The 19,102-nt window shown below is 62.3% G+C and carries 15 protein-coding genes; 8 read left to right on the top strand and 7 right to left on the bottom strand.

Going from position 1 to position 19,102, the window contains the following annotated elements; all coding sequences use genetic code 11:
* Window positions 1–26: 26 nt before the first annotated feature.
* From arcD to gap, 7 genes are all read right to left on the bottom strand, one after another.
* On the bottom strand, window positions 27–1,454 hold the full coding sequence (gene arcD, locus J3P79_RS20415; RefSeq protein ID WP_434605375.1) for an arginine-ornithine antiporter: 1,428 nt from the start codon (window positions 1,452–1,454) through the stop codon (window positions 27–29).
* Window positions 1,455–1,591: 137 nt separating this feature from the next.
* On the bottom strand, window positions 1,592–2,938 hold the full coding sequence (locus tag J3P79_RS20410; protein WP_434605374.1) for a CoA transferase: 1,347 nt from the start codon (window positions 2,936–2,938) through the stop codon (window positions 1,592–1,594).
* 104 nt (window positions 2,939–3,042) lie between these two features.
* Window positions 3,043–3,633: a biliverdin-producing heme oxygenase gene (locus J3P79_RS20405; RefSeq protein WP_434605373.1), complete on the bottom strand. Its 591-nt coding sequence runs from the start codon at window positions 3,631–3,633 to the stop codon at window positions 3,043–3,045.
* Window positions 3,634–3,713: 80 nt separating this feature from the next.
* On the bottom strand, window positions 3,714–6,302 hold the full coding sequence (locus J3P79_RS20400) for a TonB-dependent receptor (RefSeq protein ID WP_434605372.1): 2,589 nt from the start codon (window positions 6,300–6,302) through the stop codon (window positions 3,714–3,716).
* A 120-nt stretch (window positions 6,303–6,422) separates the two neighbouring features.
* Window positions 6,423–7,385, bottom strand: a complete 963-nt coding sequence (locus tag J3P79_RS20395) for a FecR family protein (protein ID WP_434605371.1) — start codon at window positions 7,383–7,385, stop codon at window positions 6,423–6,425.
* 85 nt (window positions 7,386–7,470) lie between these two features.
* A complete protein-coding gene (locus J3P79_RS20390) occupies window positions 7,471–7,983 on the bottom strand; it encodes an RNA polymerase sigma factor (protein ID WP_434605370.1) in 513 nt (170 codons plus the stop codon).
* A 132-nt stretch (window positions 7,984–8,115) separates the two neighbouring features.
* A complete protein-coding gene (gap, locus tag J3P79_RS20385; RefSeq protein ID WP_305496333.1) occupies window positions 8,116–9,117 on the bottom strand; it encodes a type I glyceraldehyde-3-phosphate dehydrogenase in 1,002 nt (333 codons plus the stop codon).
* A 231-nt stretch (window positions 9,118–9,348) separates the two neighbouring features.
* Between gap and edd the strand changes: the two genes are divergently transcribed.
* From edd to J3P79_RS20345, 8 genes are all read left to right on the top strand, one after another.
* Window positions 9,349–11,175: a phosphogluconate dehydratase gene (edd, locus tag J3P79_RS20380; RefSeq protein ID WP_434605369.1), complete on the top strand. Its 1,827-nt coding sequence runs from the start codon at window positions 9,349–9,351 to the stop codon at window positions 11,173–11,175.
* A complete protein-coding gene (locus J3P79_RS20375; protein WP_434605368.1) occupies window positions 11,172–12,131 on the top strand; it encodes a glucokinase in 960 nt (319 codons plus the stop codon). Before edd ends, J3P79_RS20375 begins: the two co-directional genes overlap by 4 nt.
* A 124-nt stretch (window positions 12,132–12,255) precedes the next feature.
* Window positions 12,256–12,987 carry a response regulator gene (locus J3P79_RS20370; RefSeq protein WP_039593777.1) on the top strand — a complete coding sequence of 244 codons (732 nt, stop codon included), beginning with the start codon at window positions 12,256–12,258 and terminating at the stop codon, window positions 12,985–12,987.
* Complete coding sequence (locus J3P79_RS20365; protein WP_434605367.1) at window positions 12,977–14,446, top strand: ATP-binding protein; 1,470 nt, start codon at window positions 12,977–12,979, stop codon at window positions 14,444–14,446. Before J3P79_RS20370 ends, J3P79_RS20365 begins: the two co-directional genes overlap by 11 nt.
* Window positions 14,447–14,596: 150 nt before the next feature.
* Entirely contained in the window at window positions 14,597–15,856 is a 1,260-nt protein-coding gene (locus tag J3P79_RS20360) for an AGE family epimerase/isomerase (RefSeq protein ID WP_434605366.1), read from the top strand.
* Window positions 15,857–15,972: 116 nt separating this feature from the next.
* Window positions 15,973–17,274, top strand: coding sequence for an ABC transporter substrate-binding protein (locus tag J3P79_RS20355; RefSeq protein WP_434605365.1), 1,302 nt, complete (start codon window positions 15,973–15,975; stop codon window positions 17,272–17,274).
* An 81-nt stretch (window positions 17,275–17,355) separates the two neighbouring features.
* Entirely contained in the window at window positions 17,356–18,264 is a 909-nt protein-coding gene (locus J3P79_RS20350; protein WP_030139360.1) for a carbohydrate ABC transporter permease, read from the top strand.
* A complete protein-coding gene (locus J3P79_RS20345; protein ID WP_434605364.1) occupies window positions 18,257–19,102 on the top strand; it encodes a carbohydrate ABC transporter permease in 846 nt (281 codons plus the stop codon). The genes J3P79_RS20350 and J3P79_RS20345 overlap by 8 nt, the downstream gene beginning before the upstream one ends.

Below are 19,102 nucleotides of genomic sequence, written 5' to 3'. Positions count from 1 at the left end.
TAATCCTCCAGATAAATGCATCAGCGTTACAGGGTCAGGAAGCCGTCGTAGAGGCCGTAAGCCGCCACCAGGGCTCCGACGATCACAGCAGCGAAAATCAACTTCTCGATCGAGGTGAAAACCGGTTTGCCCAGTTCAAGCTTGGCTTTGGCGAACAGAATCACGCCGGGGGCATAGAGCAGGGCGGAGAGCAGCAGGTACTTGACGCCGCCGGCATAGATCAGCCAAACCGCATAGATCAGCGCGACGGCGCCGATGAACAGGTCCTTGCGCCGCTCGGCCGCGAAGCCTTCGTAGGTCTCGCCGCGCACCGCCAGCAACACTGCGTAGGCCGCCGACCACAGGTAAGGCACCAGGATCATCGAGGTGGCGAGGTAGATCAGCGACAGGTACGTACTGGCGGAAAACAGCGTGATGACCAGGAACAGTTGAACCATCGCGTTGGTCAGCCACAGGGCATTGGCCGGCACATGGTTGGCGTTCTCGCGCCGCAGGAACTCCGGCATGGTGTGGTCCTTGGCGGCGGCGAACATGATCTCCGCGCACAACAGCACCCAGGACAGCAGGGCACCGAGCAGCGAGATGATCAGGCCGACGCTGATCAACACCGCGCCCCAGTGACCGACCACATGCTCCAGCACGGCGGCCATGGACGGGTTCTGCAACTTCGCCAGTTCCGGCTGGGTCATGATCCCCAGCGACAGCACGTTCACCAGCACGAGGAACAACAGCACGGTGATGAAACCGATGACGGTGGCCTTGCCGACGTCGCTGCGTTTTTCGGCGCGGGCCGAGAAAATGCTCGCGCCCTCGATGCCGATGAACACCCACACGGTGACCAGCATCATGTTGCGCACCTGATCCATTACGCTGCCCAGGTCCGGATTTTTCAGGCCCCAGATGTCAGCGGTGAAGATCTCCAACTTGAACGCGAACACCGCGATCAGCACGAACAGCAGCAGCGGCACGACCTTGGCGACCGTGGTCACCAGGTTGATGAACGCCGCTTCCTTGATGCCACGCAGCACCAGGAAATGCACCGCCCACAACAACACCGAGGCACCGATCACCGCGGCGACGGTGTTGCCTTCGCCAAAGATCGGGAAGAAGTAGCCCAGGGTGCTGAACAGCAACACGAAGTAGCCGACGTTGCCCAGCCAGGCGCTGATCCAGTAGCCCCAGGCCGATGAGAAGCCCATGTAGTCGCCGAACCCGGCCTTGGCGTAGGCGTACACGCCGCCGTCCAGGTCGGGCTTGCGGTTGGCCAGGGTCTGGAACACGAAGGCCAGGGTCAGCATGCCGACGGCGGTGATGGCCCAACCGATCAACACGGCGCCGACGTCAGCGCTGGCGGCCATGTTCTGCGGCAGGGAAAAGATCCCGCCGCCGATCATCGAGCCCACTACCAGCGCGACCAGCGCGCCGAGTCGAAGTTTTCCGGGGGTATCAGACATTGCATGACTCCCATGCGGGGAAGAGAGTCAACAGCCTAAGTCGATTAGAAAGGCCGGCATCTGATCCAGGTCAGATAACTGTTCGACGTGGGTGTCGTGGTGTCTGGTTCGCCGCTATCGCGATAGCGATCGGGGGATTACCACTGCGCCCGATGAGCCCCAAGTTCGGCGGCCGGCAACGCCCATTGCAGCGGCGTGCCGGTGATCTTCAGCGGCACCTGCAAACGATGCGCCGGCCCCCAAGGCGTCTGTTCCACCAACAGACCCTGGTCTGCCTCGTCTTCGGGGCGCAACGCAACCTTGCTGCCGGTGCCGCCCTCGATCAACAGCTTCGCCGTACGCGCCAGCGACAAGCGTGCCGAGCCGCCATGACCGGTGGCTAAGCGTCGACTCACCAGCACAATTGCGCTGGCCGCCATCAAGTAACCGGTGCTGTGATCGAGCGCCTGGACCGGCAGCGGAGTCGGTTTGTCCGACTGTTTCCAGGCCATGCCGGCCTCGGCGATGCCACAGCTCATCTGAACCAGGCTGTCGAAGCCGCGGCGCTCTTGCCAGGGGCCGCTCCAGCCGTAGGCGTTGAGGCACACATCGATCAGGCCGGGCGCCAGTTGCCGGCGCTGTGCGGCGCCGTAGCCCAGGCGTTCGAGTGCATCGGCGCGATAGCCGTGCAGCAGGATGTCGGCTTCCTTGAGCAGTGCCTCGAACGCCGCGCGGTCGGCGGGCTGATGCAAGTCGAGGCGAGCGCAACGTTTACCGAGGGTGACTTCGGGTACGACGCCGGGTTCGTTCCAGCTCGGCGGGTCGATGCGCAGCACGTCGGCGCCCAGGCCGGCGAGAAAGCGGCTGGCGATCGGGCCGGCCAGCACGCGGGTCAAGTCCAGCACCTTGATGCCCGCCAAGGGCTGTGCAACGGAGCCGAGCCAGGGCGCAGGCGAACCTTGTGCTGCGTTATCCAAATGGACGAGAGGCTCGGCATTGACCGCCATGCCCTGCGGATGGATTTGCCACGCCTGCCAGGAGCGCATCTGCGCGGCGCAACCGCCGGCATCAACCACGGCTTGCTCCAGTTCGGCCTTGTTCCAACGGATCACTTTGCTGGCCATGTCGGCGCGGTCGGTGCAGGCGCCGAGCACCTTTTCCGCTGCCTGGCGGTGATGCGGCGCGTTGGTGTGCAGGCGGATCCAACCGTCGGCAGTGGCGTAGTCGCCCGCCACCGGATCCCACAGGGGCGGTACGCTCCAGCCAACGGGCCGAATGGAGGTGGAAAACCAGAACGAGGCCAGGCGCCGGTCGACTTCCAGCGACGGCAGGCGACCGGTTTGCTGATGGATAAGCTCGGCGACCGCTTGACCGGCCACACCTATGCTCGCGCTGGCCAGTTCCGTGACGGCGAAGGCCGAGGGCAGGGCGCCTTCGCCGGTGAAGGGGATCGGTGTCGTGGGCAAGCCAATGGCGATTTGCATGGACGTGAGTAGGTCTGACATTGAGAAGCCCTCCTGAACCAGAGAGCGAGCATAGATCAAACCAGTGTCGGCGGCCGCTACGCGCCCCAGCGAGAGCAAGCTCGCTCCCGCTGGGATGGTGGAAGTCAGGCCAGTTCGGTCGCGTAGGCTTGCTCCAGCAACACCGTAAACCGGTTGAAAGCCGCCAGCGCGCCTTTGTCCGCCTCGGCTTCCTGCTGTTCGGTGAAGGCCAGGCCATCCAGGGTGCGGATGAAGGTTTTCCAGCCTTCGGCACGGCCGCCCGTCGGTTCTGCCAAGTGGCGGGCACCGAAGGTTTCGCTCAGTCCCAGGCCCACGGCACGCTTGATCAGGAAGGCGGCGCCGAGCTTGGAGCCTTCGGAGACAAACAGCCAGCCCAGTGCTTCGGCCTGGGTCGGATTGTTCACCGCACCGGCCACCGGCGCGGGGACTTCGGTGTCCAGGTCGGCGAGATCCGCCTTCGCTGCGTCGGCGCGGCAGCGGGCGGGCAGATCGGCAATCAACGCGGTCAATTGCGCATCGTTGTACAGCGCCACCAGTTCCGACTGGAACTGGTACTGGGCGACAACGAAGCGGGCGTAGCTGGCCTGGGTTTCGAATGGCGCATGGGCCTTGACCAGTGCGTCGAGCCTGCTGTGGGGCTCGTGGGTGATCTGGTTCAGCCGTTGGGAGCGGGAAACGGGGCGTTGTGTAGTCATGAAAAATTTCCTTCGAGTGGAAGTTGTGGCGAGGGGATAAATCCCCTCGCCACAGATAATTGTTTTGGCTGAACGCTGGATCAGATATCCCAGATCAGATTGACCGCGAAGTTGCGCCCAGGCGCGGTCAGGCGATCGAGGTTGGCCGGGCTCAGCACCGCCGCTTCGCCGACGCTGTCGTAGCCGCGCACGTCGTCCCACAGCCAGTATTTCTTGTCGGTGAGGTTGTAGACGCCGCCGCTGACGGTGACGTCGTCGGTGACCTTGTAGTACCCGCTCAGGTCGAGGATGCCGAAGCCCGGCGTCTTGAACTGGCTGCTGACGCCGTCGGGGGAGTTGAAGTTGCTGTCGTCGACACGGTTTTTCTTCTTCACCAGGGTCCAGCTGAGCAAGGTGCCGAACTGCTCCTGGTCGTAGCCCAGGCCGAACACCCCGGTCAGCGGGTTGACGCTGTTGAGCGGTTCGCCGCTGTCATCGTTGCGGCCATAGAGGTAGGCCACCGAGCCTTGGGTGTAGAGCCCCCGTGGCGCGCTGAACACGTCCAGGTCCAGGCGGCCCTTGGCTTCAATGCCCTTGATGGTCGCGTGCTTGATGTTGTTGCTCTGGAAGGTCAACTGGTTTGAACCGGGGGTAATGGCATCTTCGTTGATGAAGTCGCGGTATTTGTTGTAGAACACCGCCACGTCGAACGAGCCGGAGTCGAAGCGTCCACGCAGGCCGGTTTCGTAGCTCTTGCTTTTTTCCGGTTCCAGGTCGGGATTGGGTTCCACGCTGTAGCCCGCGCCTGGGTTGTCGAAACGACCGTACAAAGCCTTGGCGGTCGGTGTGCGGAAGCCCTCGGCATATTGGCCGTACCAGGTGTACTGGTCAGTCAGCGCATAAGTCAGGCCAAACTTGGGCGAGACGCGATGCCAGGTCTTGTTTTCATCGCTGACTTCACCGCCGGCGGTAGGGTCTACGGTGTTGAGGAATTCCTCGGTCAGGTGTGGCTTGAGTTGGGTGTAGTCGTAGCGCAGCGCTGGCGTGAAGGTCCATTTGTCCCAACTGATCTGGTCCTGGGCGAACAGGCTGTAGGTGTTGATGGTCGGGTCGGGAAAGTCACTGGCTTTTGCCAGCACGTCCCGCGTGCTGATGGCGCCGACGGTGGGGCAGCCCACGCCGACCGCCAGGCATACGCCGTTGCCGCTGCGTGAGCCGGTGACTTTTTGTTGCTTGAGCGTGGTGCCGTAGGTCAGCGCATGATCGGTGTCGGCAATGCTGAATGACTTGTCCAGCTGCGCGTCGAACACCCACTGCTTTTCTTCATAAAGCGTTTCCCGTGTGCGCAGTACCCGACGAGTGATCGGGAAGTAGAACTCGGCGGTGCTCTGGTCGGTCTTGGCGATCTGGTGGTTCAGGCTCCACTTGATGTTGTCCGCCAGCAAGCTGTCGAGGGCGAAGCTGTGCTCCAGGCCGAAACGTTCGCGGGTGATGGTGTCGTTGCCGGTGCGCCACTGGTACATGCCGCCGGGCAGGATGGAGGCGGGAATGGCCGGTTGGCCGTTGGCGTAGGGGCCGCCATAGGCGCTTTTCAGATCGCTGTCGCGATCATCCTTGTACTTCTCGTACACCAGGCTCAGGCGTGCGTCATCGCTGTAGTCCCAGCCGAGTTTGGCCAGCACATTGTCGGCGCGCACAGCTTCCGGGTTGGCCGCGGTGCGGTCCAGGCCGGTGCCATTGTTGCTGCCATAGGATTCGATTTCATGGCCGTCGCGCTGGCTGTAATGCAGCAGGCCGTCGAATGGCCCGTTGCGACCGGCGACGGTGGCGGACTTGAGCCAGCTCTCATCGGCGGAGCTGTAGCCAGTCTTCAGGCGTGCACCGACGTCCTGGCCGGGCTTGATGATGTCATCGGCATCGAGCGTGAAGTAACTGACGACGCCACCAATGGCATTGCTGCCGTACAGCACCGAGGCCGGGCCACGGAGTATTTCCACGCGCTTGATGATTTCCGGGTCGACGTAGTTGCGCTGGGTCTTGGCATAGGGGCCATTGAAGAAACCGCCCGGCACTTCCACGCCGTCGACCTGGGTCAGGATCCGGTTGCCGTCGATGCCGCGGATGTTGTAGCCGCTGATGCCGCCGCGCTGGCCCGCGCCGCCCACCGAGACACCGGGCTCGTAGCGCACCAGATCCTTGATGGTGTTGACGTTGTTGCGATCGAGTTCCTGGCGATCGTGGATGGAAACGGTGCTCGGTACGCGGGTGATGTTCTGTTCCTGGCGGGTGGCGCTAATGGTCACCTGCTGCAAGTCCAGCACTGTGCCGGCGCTGCGTTTTTCCAGAACGATGTTTTTGCTGCTCAGTTTGCGGTAGCTCAAGTCGGTCCCCACCAACAGGCGCTCCAAGGCTTTTTCCGGCGAAAGCGAGCCGTTCACACCCGGCGAGGCGATGCCTTCGGCCAGTTCAGCCGGCAAGCCGACTTGCCAGCCCGTCACCGTCGTGAATGCGTTGAGCGCGGAGACCAAGGGCTGCCGGGCGATATTGAAGGTGTAGTCGCCCATGTTGTGGGCGGGCGGTTGCCCGGCGGCAAGGGCAGCCGGCACGGCGCCGGCCATCAGGATGGCGGTGGTCAGCAATGACAGCGCGCAGGAAGGTACGAGGAACCGGCAAGTAAGGCGAGAGGACATCGATAGCGCTCCGTGTCGCATCTGTTATAGGTGCAGATCGGCATCGTGAAGATGCGAATCAATTGCATTGGCTATAACGAGACGAACCAGCGAAGGCTATCGAGTAAAAATAATTCTCATTTAGTTCAAGATCACCAACGCCGGGAATTCCTGCAGCCGCGCGGAGGTGATGTGGGCCAGGGAACGGAGCACATCCAGCGGCTGGTCGAGGCGGTAGTTGCCCGTCACCGCGACGTTGGCCAGCCGTTCGTTGGTGTTGATGATCCAGCCTGGGTAGTAGCGTCGCAACTCCGCCAGAACCTGGCTCAGCGGCCGGTTTTCGAACACCAGCCGACCTTGGACCCAGGCCAGTTCCGTTCCGGCATCGAGCCGCGCCGGGCGGTCGAAGCCGTTGGGGCCGATACGGATGCTTTCGCCCGCTGACAGCCGTACGTGGGTGTCGTACCGGGTGGCCCGCAGGTCGATGTCGCCGCGCTGCACCTGGACCTGCGCGACGCCGTCCACGTAGCGCACGGCAAACGAGGTGTCACTGACGCTGGCGGTGACCGGACCGGCGTCCAGCTCCAGCGGCAGGTGACGGCTGGCCGGCACCTCGAAGAATGCTTCGCCTTTGTAGAGTCGGGCCACTTGCCGATGTTCGTCGAATGAACTGGAGAAGGCCGAATCGGTGTTAAGCAGGACCTTGGAGCCGTCTTCCAGTTGCAGCCGCTGGCGCTCACCGACCACGGTCAGGTGGTCGGCCTGGAAGCGCAGCGGCAAGTCGCTGAAATTGAACAGGCCCAGCACCAGCACGGCAGCAGTAGCCAGGGGTTTCCAATGGGCGCGCAGGCGCGACAGCGCGGTGACGTTTGGCCGATCCCGTAATTGCCGGGCGCTTTCGATAATCTGCGGGCCATTCCAGATCGCCTGCGCCCTGGCGAACGCTTCGCCGTGGCGTGGATCGGCCGCCAGCCAGGCCTGGAAGTGCCGGCGTTGCTCCTCGCTGGGGCTGTCGAGCAGGATCAACCAGTCCAGCGCCTGGTCCATGGCGTGGGCGGTGTCCTGTGCCTCGGCGGCTTCAGGTGGGCGATGGTTGTCCGTCACGGTGGATTCTCATTATTGGCGGCAAACACACGCTACAAGCCGCAAGCGGTAACTGGCAAGCCTGCATCCGGCATCCGGCTTGTCGTCATGGGTTGCGTTCGGCCACGCCCACGCAAATAGCCATGATCAATTTCAGTTCTTTTTGCACGGTGCTCAGGGACACGTTCAACCGTTGCGCGATGTCTTGGTAACTGTGGCCATGCAGCCGACTGAGAATAAAGACCTGCCGTTGGCGCGGGCTGAGGGATTGCAGGCTGACGTTGAGGCGTTCGAGCATTCGTTCGGCATGGGCGGCGTCTTCGGCGCTGCTCTGGGGAGCGATCACGTTGTTCACGACGTCCTGCGGCACGTCGTCGACCAGGGTTCGCGACTGGATTCGCCGCGCGCGCAAATGGTCCAGCGCCAGGTTGCGGGCGGTCTGGAAGACAAAGGGTTCGAGATGATCGACGGTGCGCTCGCTCAGGGCGCGGGTGACCCGTAGGTAGGTCTCCTGCAACAGGTCTTCGGCGGTGCTCGGGTTGTTGACCATCCGCTCGAGGGTGCGCAGCAGCGGGGTACGCTGGGCGAGAAAGACGTGATGAAAACGCGATTGACTCACGGTAGGGCCCGATCCGGTTCGAGTAGATGATAATGCTTATCATCTGCGTAATGGGTCAAGCCTTCATTTCATCGGTCTTGTGGTAAACCTTGTGGGAGCGAGCAAGCCCGCTCCCACCAAAGCTCAGCTGAGTTACTCCGCGTTACACAACGCCAGGCAGTTATCCAGCATGCGGTTGGAGAAGCCCCACTCGTTGTCGTACCAGGCCAGTACCTTGAGTAGCTTGCCGCTGGCCTTGGTGTGGTTGGCGTCGAAGATCGACGACAGCGGGTTGTGGTTGAAATCGCTGGAGACCAACGGCAGGGTGTTGTAGCCGAGGATCTTGGAGTGCTGGCTGGCCTGCTTGAGCAGCGCGTTGACTTCATCGGCCGACGCCTCGCGCTTGAGCTGCACGGTCAGGTCCACCAGCGACACATTGATCACCGGTACACGCACGGCCATGCCGGTCAGCTTGCCCGCCAGTTCCGGCAGCACCAGGCCCACGGCTTCGGCGGCGCCGGTCTTGCTCGGGATCATGTTCTGGGTGGCCGAACGGGCACGGTACGGGTCGCTGTGGTAGACGTCGGTCAGGTTCTGGTCGTTGGTGTAGGCATGGATGGTGGTCATCAGGCCGCTTTCGATGCCTAGCTCGCGGTGCAGCACCTGGGCCACCGGGGCCAGGCAGTTGGTGGTGCACGACGCATTGGAGATGATCTGGTGGGACTGGCGCAGGATGTCGTGGTTGACGCCATACACGACGGTGGCATCGGCGCCCTTGGCCGGGGCCGAGATGATCACCTTGCGGGCGCCTGCGCTGATGTGCGCGGCAGCCTTGGCACGGTCGGTGAAAAGGCCGGTGCATTCGAACACCACGTCGATCTTCTCGGCGGCCCAGGGCAGTTCGGCCGGGTTGCGAATGGCGCTGACGGCGATGCGGTCGCCGTTGACCGTCAGGCTTTCATGATCGTGCTGGACGTCGGCATCGAAAGTGCCATGCACGGTGTCGAACTTGAGCAGATGGGCATTGATCGCGCTGTCGCCCAGGTCGTTGATGGCGACGATCTGCAAGTCGCGACGATAGCCTTGGGTATACAGTGCACGGAGGACGTTGCGGCCGATGCGGCCAAAACCATTGATTGCGATTCGAAGAGTCATTAACTGCGCCGCCGTCGATTTGTTGTTGGAATTACAAGATTATTCGCATAAAAATAGAAAACAAGCCTTTTTAGTGGCAATATTTTGTTTTATCTACAACGAGTGACCTGTATCAACTGGTCCGATTGGTCAAAAACCGTTTGTCGCCTCGCCTTTCGCACAGCGTGCAGCGGGCTTTTGATCAGCATAGACAATCAGGTCGCCACACCCCGTTAGCCTGGAGTTCTACACATGCATCCCCGCGTACTTGAGGTCACCGAACGGCTTATCGCCCGCAGTCGCGCTACACGCGAGGCTTACCTTGCACTGATCCGCGGTGCAGCCAGCGACGGCCCGATGCGCGGCAAGCTGCAGTGCGCCAACTTCGCCCATGGCGTGGCCGGTTGCGGCACGGAAGACAAGCATCACCTGCGGATGATGAACGCCGCCAACATCGCTATCGTGTCGTCCTATAACGACATGCTCTCGGCCCACCAGCCCTACGAAACCTTCCCCGAACAAATTAAGAAAGCCCTGCGCGAGATCGGCTCGGTCGGCCAGTTTGCCGGTGGCACGCCAGCGATGTGCGACGGCGTGACCCAGGGCGAGGCGGGGATGGAGTTGAGTTTGCCGAGCCGTGAAGTGATCGCACTGTCCACGGCGGTGGCGTTGTCCCACAACATGTTCGACGGCGCGTTGATGCTCGGCATCTGCGACAAGATCGTCCCGGGCCTGATGATGGGCGCGCTGCGCTTCGGTCATCTGCCGACGATCTTCGTGCCCGGCGGGCCGATGGTCTCGGGCATTTCCAACAAGGAAAAAGCCGACGTGCGCCAGCGCTACGCTGAAGGCAAGGCCACCCGCGAAGAGCTGCTGGAATCGGAGATGAAGTCCTACCACAGCCCCGGCACCTGCACCTTCTACGGCACCGCCAACACCAACCAGTTGCTGATGGAAGTGATGGGCCTGCACTTGCCGGGCGCCTCGTTCGTCAACCCGAACACGCCGCTGCGCGATGCCCTGACCCGCGAGGCAGCGTTCCAGGTCACGCGCCTGACCAAGCAGAGCGGCAACTTCATGCCCATCGGCGAAATCGTCGACGAGCGCTCGCTGGTCAACTCCATTGTCGCGCTGCACGCCACCGGCGGCTCCACCAACCACACGCTGCACATGCCGGCCATCGCCATGGCGGCGGGCATCCAGTTGACCTGGCAGGACATGGCCGACCTCTCCGAGGTGGTGCCGACCCTGAGCCACGTCTACCCGAACGGCAAGGCCGACATCAACCACTTCCAAGCGGCGGGCGGCATGTCGTTCCTGATCCGCGAACTGCTGGAGGCCGGGCTGCTCCACGAGAACGTCAACACCGTGCTTGGTCACGGTTTGAGCCGCTATACCCAGGAGCCGTTCCTCGAGGATGGCGAGCTGGTATGGCGTGACGGCCCGATCGAAAGCCTCGACGAAAACATCCTGCGTCCGGTGGCCCGCGCCTTCTCGCCAGAAGGCGGGTTGCGGGTGATGGAAGGCAATCTCGGTCGCGGTGTGATGAAGGTTTCGGCCGTGGCCTTGGAAAACCAGATCGTCGAAGCCCCGGCCATGGTGTTCCAGGATCAGCAGGACCTGGCGGATGCGTTCAAGGCCGGCCTGTTGGAAAAAGACTTTGTCGCGGTGATGCGCTTCCAGGGCCCGCGTTCCAACGGCATGCCCGAGCTGCACAAGATGACGCCGTTCCTCGGTGTGCTGCAGGATCGCGGCTTCAAAGTGGCGCTGGTGACCGACGGGCGCATGTCCGGCGCCTCGGGGAAAATCCCGGCGGCCATTCATGTCAGCCCCGAAGCTTATGTCGGCGGCGCGTTGGCTCGGGTGCAGGAGGGCGATATCATCCGCGTCGATGGCGTCGAAGGCACCTTGGAATTGAAGGTGGACGCCGAGGAATTCGCCGCGCGCGAACCGGCCAAGGGCCTGTTGGGCAACAACATCGGCACTGGTCGCGAGCTGTTCGGTTTCATGCGCATGGCCTTCAGCTCGGCAGAGCAGGGCGCCAGCGCCTTCACTTCTGCCCTGGAGACGCTTAATTGAAACTGGCTTTGGTCGGTGACATCGGTGGGACCAATGCGCGTTTCGCCCTGTGGAAAAACCATAACCTGGAAAATATCCAGGTGCTGGCGACGGCGGATTACGCCTGCCCGGAAGAGGCCATCAAGGTGTACCTGAGCGGCATGGGCATGGCGCCGGGTTCGATTGGCTCGGTGTGCCTGTCGGTGGCCGGCCCTGTGAGCGGTGATGAGTTTCGCTTCACCAACAACCATTGGCGACTGAGCAACCTGGCGTTCTGCAAGACATTGGAGGTGGAGAAGCTGTTGCTGGTCAACGACTTCTCGGCCATGGCCCTGGGCATGACCTGCTTGCGTCCTGATGAATACCGGGTCGTTTGCCAGGGCACTCCGGAACCAATGCGTCCGGCGGTGGTGATCGGCCCGGGCACCGGGCTGGGTGTCGGAACGCTGCTGGACCTGGGCGAAGGTCGCTTCGCAGCACTGCCGGGTGAGGGTGGCCACGTCGACCTGCCGATGAGCAGTCCGCGCGAGACTCAGCTCTGGCAACACATCTACAACGAGATCGGTCACGTCAGCGCCGAAACCGCCTTGAGCGGCAGCGGCCTGCCCCGTGTCTACCGGGCAATCTGCGCGGTGGATGGCCATGAGCCGGTGCTCGATACTCCGGAATCCATCACCGCCGCCGGCCTGGCTGGGGACCCCATCGCCCTGGAAGTGCTTGAGCAGTTCTGTCGATGGCTGGGGCGCGTGGCCGGCAACAATGTGCTGACGGTGGGCGGGCGAGGCGGTGTCTACATCGTCGGTGGCGTAGTCCCGCGGTTTGCCGATTTCTTCCTTGAGAGTGGCTTTGCCAAATCCTTCGCCGACAAGGGTTGCATGAGCGATTATTTCAAAGGCATTCCGGTCTGGTTGGTGACGGCGCCGTACTCCGGCCTGATGGGCGCGGGCGTGGCGTTGGAGCAGTCGACCGCAATTTGAAATATGAAATACATCCCCCTTGTGGGAGTGAGCCCGCTCGCTCCCACAAGGGGCTATGTGGTGTTTGTAGTTCCCGTCCATCAGGCATAATCGCCCCCAATCCAAACAACAAGGACGAGGCCCCGTGAGTTCAGTGAACAAATCGATTTTGTTGGTCGACGACGACCAGGAGATTCGCGAACTGCTGGACACTTACCTCAGCCGTGCGGGTTTCCAGGTGCGCACCACGCCTGATGGCGCCGGGTTTCGCCAGGCCTTGAACGAGGCGCCGAGCGACCTGGTGATCCTCGATGTGATGTTGCCGGACGAGGACGGCTTCAGCCTTTGCCGCTGGGTTCGCGAACACCCGCGCCAGGCCCATGTGCCGATCATCATGCTCACCGCCAGTTCCGACGAGGCCGACCGGGTCATCGGCCTGGAGCTGGGTGCCGATGATTACCTGGGCAAGCCGTTCAGCCCGCGTGAATTGCAGGCGCGCATCAAGGCGCTGCTGCGTCGGGCGCAGTTCGGCCAAGAGCGGCCAGGCGGCGACGTACTGGCCTTCGATGAGTGGCGGCTGGACATGGTCAGTCATCGGTTGTTTCACGCCGACGGGGAAGAGGTGATTCTCTCCGGCGCCGATTTTGCCCTGCTCAAGCTGTTCCTCGACCACCCTCAGGAAATCCTCGACCGCGACACCATCGGCAACGCCACGCGGGGGCGCGAACTGATGCCCCTGGACCGGATCGTCGACATGGCGGTCAGTCGCCTGCGCCAGCGCCTGCGTGATACGGACAAGCCGCCGCGGTTGATTCGTACGGTGCGCGGCAGCGGTTATCAGTTGGCAGCCAGTGTGGTTGCCAGCAATGGTCACTGAAGCGATCAGGAAGATTGTCCGACGGGTGCCGGTGCCGCGCTCGTTGCTGGGGCGGATGCTGTTGCTGACCCTGCTGGTCGTGCTGTTCGCCCAGACATTGTCCAGCCTGATCTGGGTCTCGCAATTGCGCGCCACCCAGCTCGAAGGCCTGGTCACCAGCGCCCGCAGCCTTGCCCATTCGATGACCGCCACCGTCAGCTACCTGCGCTCGCTGCCGGTGGCATACCGGCCCTTGGTGCTGGACCAGTTGCGCAGCATGGGCGGCACACGGTTCGTCGTCACGCTCAATGACAAACCGCTGGGCATGGACGTGCTGCCCGTGACACCGCGCAAACTGGCGGTGCTCCAAGCCGTGGACGATGTGCTGCGGCGCTCCCTGGGCAGTAACGCCGACATCTCCGTCAAGTTCGTCAGCCCTGAGGACCTGCGGATCTTCAACGGCGGGCTCAAGCTCGACGAGCTGCCACGCTCATGGGCTCATTACGCGTTGACGCTCGAGCCGGTGAACCCGCCGGTGCTGGTCACGCAAATCCAGATGGCGCCAGGTGAATGGCTGTACATCGCCTCGCTGCTGCCCGAACCCTATACCAGCCTCGAAGAACAGGACCTGCCCAAGCAGCAGGTGGGCTTCATCGTGCTCACCAGCAGCTTGTTGCTGTTGTTCATCGGCTTGCTGGTGCACTGGCAGAGCCGGCCACTCAAGCGCCTGGCCCGGGCGGCGCGGGATATGTCTCTCGGCGCTGAAGTGCAGCCGGTGGCCGAGGGCGGCGGCAGTGAAGTGGTGGAAGTGGGCCGGGCGTTCAACGCCATGCGCGAGCGCATCAGCCGCTACCTGACCGAGCGCAGCCAATTGTTCAGTGCGATCTCCCATGATTTGCGCACGCCCATCACTCGGCTGCGGTTGCGGGTCGAGCTGCTGGAGGATGAAAACCTGCAGGCCAAGTTCGGCCGAGACCTCGACGAGCTGGAGCTGTTGGTCAAGGGCGCGCTGCAATGCGTCAAGGACACCGATATCCATGAAAACATCGAGCCGGTGGACCTCAACCATGTACTGGATTGCCTGGTGGAACCTTATCTCGCGCCCAACGGCAACGGCCGGGTCACCCAGGATGGCCGGGCGCTGGCGCCGTATCCCGGCAAGCCGTTGGCCCTCAAGCGCTGCATCGGTAACCTGATCGACAACGCTTTGAAATACGGACAAAGGGCGCACCTGCACATCGATGACGATGAAACGGCGTTCATCCTGCACGTCGACGATGAAGGGCCGGGTGTGCCGGAACAGCGCCTGGAGCAGGTCTTCGAGCCGCACTTCCGGCTCGCCGGGCAACAACAAGGCTACGGCTTGGGGTTGGGCATCGCCCGCAACATCGCCCACAGCCATGGTGGCGAAGTCAGCCTGCAGAATCTGCGCGAGGGCGGGTTGCGGGTGACGTTGCAGTTGCCTCGGAGTGTGGATTAGTCGGACCGCGTTATCGTTCATCGCGAGCAGGTCCAACATACTCCCATCCCAATGTCACAAGTCGGTGACATAACTCGTCCCTTTCGTTACCTGCCGCGCACCTCCCGTTGTTTAGACTCCCCGGGTCAAAACAACAAAAAAGGTATCTCGATGGACACCTTCCAACCGGCCTTCAGCAGTTGGCTGAACGCTCCTGCCCACCAGCAATGGCTCGCTGCCGAAGGCTTGCGGCTGTTGGCGTTCGCCAAGGCCTCGAAGCTGCCGGACGGTTTCGGTAACCTGGACGAGCTGGGGCGCCTGCCGGCCAATGCCCGGGCCGAAACCATGAACACCGCGCGCATGACCCACAGCTTCGCCATGGCCCACATCCAGGGCCTGCCGGGGTTTGCCGAACTGGTAGATCATGGCGTGCAAGCCCTCATGGGGCCGCTGCGCGACGCCGAGCATGGCGGTTGGTTTGCCACCGCCAATCCGGCTGAAAACGAGACCGGCAAAGCCGCCTACCTGCATGCTTTCGTTGCCCTGGCCGCCAGCTCCGCGGTCGTGGCCCAGCGCCCTGGCGCCGAGGACTTGCTCAAGGAAGCGGTGCGGATCATCGACGAACATTTCTGGTGCGAGGAGGAGGGCGCCATGCGCGAATCCTTCAACCGCGACTGGCGCGAAGAAGAAGCCTATCGCGGCGCCAACAGCAACATGCACGCCACCGAAGCCTTCCTTGCCCTGGCCGATGCCACCGACGACCCGCGCTGGCTGGTTCGCGCGCTGCGTATCGTCGAGCGGGTGATCCACGGCCATGCAGCCGCCAACGATTACATGGTCGTTGAGCATTTCGACCGTGACTGGCAGCCGTTGCGCGAATATAACCACGACAACCCGGCCGATGGGTTTCGTCCCTACGGCACCACTCCCGGCCATGGTTTCGAATGGGCGCGGCTGCTGCTGCACCTTGAAGCCGCGCGCGTGCAGATCGGCATGCTGACCCCGGGCTGGCTGGCCCAGGACGCGCAAAAACTCTTCGACCAGAACTGTCGCCATGGTTGGGACGTCGATGGCGCGCCAGGCATTGTCTACACCCTGGACTGGGACAACCGTGCCGTGGTCCGCCATCGCCTGCATTGGGTGCATGCCGAAGCGGCAGCCGCGGCCAGCGCCTTGCTCAAACGGACCGACGAGGCGCAATACGAAGCGTGGTACCGGCGTTTCTGGGAATTTTGTGACAAACATTTCATCGACCGCTGCAATGGCAGCTGGCACCACGAGCTTGATCCGCAGAACCGCCCCAGCGCCGACATCTGGCCGGGCAAGCCTGATCTTTATCACGCCTGGCAGGCGGTGTTGATTCCGCGTCTGCCGTTGGCGCCGAGCATGGCGTCAGCCTTGGCGCGGTTATCCGATCCTGCACCTGTGTAACCATGTCGTGACATATCCGCGTCCCTTCGTTACCTGCGAAGGGATAACCCCTGATTAGAATCCATGCAGCGCAAGCACCAGACTTGCATGCATAACAACAAGAAAGGTACTTCTAGATGAATGCGATTTCTCGCCTCGCTACTGTCATTTCTCTTGCTTCCCTGCTTCCCGTCGCAGCATTCCCTGTCACTACCCTTGCCGCCGAATCGAAAGGTTCCGTGGAAGTCGTCCACTGGTGGACGTCGGGTGGCGAAAAAGCCGCGGTCGATGTGCTGAAGGCCCAGGTAGAAAAAGACGGCTTTACCTGGAAGGACGGCGCTGTCGCCGGCGGTGGCGGCTCCACCGCCATGACCGTACTCAAGAGCCGTGCCGTGGCCGGCAACCCACCGGGTGTCGCCCAGATCAAGGGCCCGGACATTCAGGAATGGGCCTCCACCGGCCTGCTCGACAGCGACGTCCTCAAGGACGTTGCCAAGTCGGAGAAGTGGGACAGCCTGCTCGACAAGAAAGTCTCCGATACCGTGAAGTACGAAGGTGACTACGTCGCCGTGCCGGTGAACATCCACCGCGTCAACTGGCTGTGGATCAACCCGGAAGTCTTCAAGAAAGCCGGCATCACCAAGAACCCGACCACCCTCGAAGAATTCTACGCCGCCGGCGACAAGCTCAAGGCAGCGGGCTTCATCCCCCTGGCCCACGGTGGCCAACCATGGCAGGACAGCACCGTGTTCGAAGCGGTGGTGCTCTCGGTCATGGGTGCCGAAGGCTACAAGAAAGCCCTGGTCGACCTGGACAACAAGGCGCTGACCGGTCCGGAAATGGTCAAGGCACTGACCGAGCTGAAGAAAGTCGCGACCTACATGGATCCCGATGGCAAGGGCCAGGACTGGAACCTGGAAGCGGCCAAGGTCATCAACGGCAAGGCCGGCATGCAGATCATGGGTGACTGGGCCAAGAGCGAGTGGACCGCGGCGAAGAAAGTCGCCGGCAAGGACTACGAGTGCGTAGCGTTCCCGGGCACCGAAAAGGCCTTCACCTACAACATCGATTCCCTGGCGGTGTTCAAGCAGAAAGACGAAGGCACTGCGGCGGGCCAGCAGGATATCGCCAAGGTCGTGCTGGGCGAGAACTTCCAGAAGGTCTTCAGCATCAACAAGGGCTCGATCCCGGTGCGCAACGACATGCTGGCCGACATGGGCAAGTACGGTTTCGACTCCTGCGCCCAGACTGCCGCCAAGGACTTCCTTGCAGACGCCAAGAACGGCGGCCTGCAACCGAGCATGGCGCACAACATGGCGACCACGCTGGCGGTACAAGGCGCGTTCTTTGACGTGGTGACCAACTACATCAACGACCCGAAAGCCGACCCGGCCGACGCCGCCAAGAAGCTTGGCGCAGCGGTTCAGTCTGCGAAGTAATCAGCGCTGCGGACCCTTTGTGGGAGAGCTTGCTCGCTCCCACAAAGGGAGGCCCTTGTAACCTAGTTTTTGGATTTCCCCATGAGTTCTGTTGCTGTGTTCAGCAAGGCCTCGCCGTTCGATGCATTGCAGCGCTGGCTACCAAAACTGGTGCTGGCGCCGAGCATGTTCATCGTCCTGGTGGGCTTTTATGGCTACATCCTGTGGACGTTCGTCCTGTCGTTCACGACTTCGACTTTCCTGCCTACCTACAAATGGGCGGGCCTGGCGCAATACGCACGGCTGTGGGACAACGACCGCTGGTGGGTGGCCAGCAAGAACCTCGCGGTTTTCGGCGGAATGTTCATTGGCATCACCCTGGTCATCGGCGTGCTGCTGGCGGTGTTTCTCGACCAGCGTATTCGCCGCGAAGGTTTCATTCGCACCATTTACCTGTACCCGATGGCGCTCTCGATGATCGTCACTGGTACCGCCTGGAAATGGCTGCTCAACCCGGGCATGGGCCTGGACAAACTGTTGCGTGACTGGGGTTGGGAAGGCTTCCGCCTGGACTGGCTGATCGACCCTGATCGCGTGGTGTATTGCCTGGTGATCGCTGCCGTATGGCAGGCCTCGGGTTTCATCATGGCGATGTTCCTGGCCGGCCTGCGTGGGGTGGACCAGTCGATCATCCGCGCCGCGCAGATCGATGGCGCGAGCATGCCGCGCATCTACTGGAAAGTGGTGCTGCCGAGCCTGCGTCCGGTGTTCTTCAGTGCCGTGATGATCCTGGCGCACATCGCGATCAAGAGCTTCGACCTGGTAGCGGCCATGACGGCCGGTGGTCCGGGGTACTCCTCCGACCTGCCTGCCATGTTCATGTACTCGTTCACCTTCAGTCGCGGCCAGATGGGCATGGGCTCGGCCAGTGCAATCCTGATGCTCGGTGCGATCCTCGCGATCATCGTGCCTTACCTGTATTCCGAGCTGAGGGCCAAGCGTCATGACTAGTCTCGCTGCGAAACCTTCCATCAGCCTGAGCCGCGTCGCGATCTACGCGGTGCTGATCATCGCCGTGCTGCTGTACCTGGTGCCGTTGGTGGTGATGCTGCTGACCAGCTTCAAGACGCCGGAAGACATCAGCACCGGCAACCTGCTGAGCTGGCCGACCGTGGTCAGTGGCATCGGCTGGGTCAAGGCCTGGGGGACCGTCAATGGTTACTTCTGGAACTCGATCAAGATCACCGTGCCAGCCGTGCTGATTTCCACCGCCATCGGCGCGTTGAACGGTTATGTGCTGTCGATGTGGCGCTTCCGTGGGTCGCAGTTGTTCTTCGGCCTGTTGCTGTTCGGTTGCTTCCTGCCGTTCCAGACCGTGCTGCTGCCGGCCTCGTTCACCCTCGGCAAGATGGGCCTGGCCAGCACCACCACCGGCCTGGTGTTCGTCCACGTCGTCTACGGGCTGGCATTCACCACGCTGTTCTTCCGTAACTACTACGTGAGCATTCCCGACGCGTTGGTGAAGGCTGCGCGCCTGGATGGTGCCGGGTTCTTCACCATCTTCCGGCGGATCATCCTGCCGATGTCGACGCCGATCATCATGGTCTGCCTGATCTGGCAGTTCACCCAGATCTGGAACGACTTCCTGTTCGGCGTGGTGTTTTCCAGCGGCGACTCCCAGCCCATCACGGTGGCGCTGAACAACCTGGTCAATACCAGCACCGGGGCCAAGGAATATAACGTGGATATGGCGGCGGCGATGATCGCCGGGCTGCCGACCCTGCTGGTCTATGTGATCGCAGGCAAGTATTTCGTGCGCGGCCTAACGGCTGGCGCGGTCAAGGGGTAA

Origin of the sequence: Pseudomonas sp. R1-7 (assembly GCF_051132105.1) — a bacterium.
Taxonomy (GTDB): domain Bacteria; phylum Pseudomonadota; class Gammaproteobacteria; order Pseudomonadales; family Pseudomonadaceae; genus Aquipseudomonas.
Note: the sequence above shows the minus strand (reverse complement) of the source record. Positions and strands in the feature narration are given on the sequence as shown.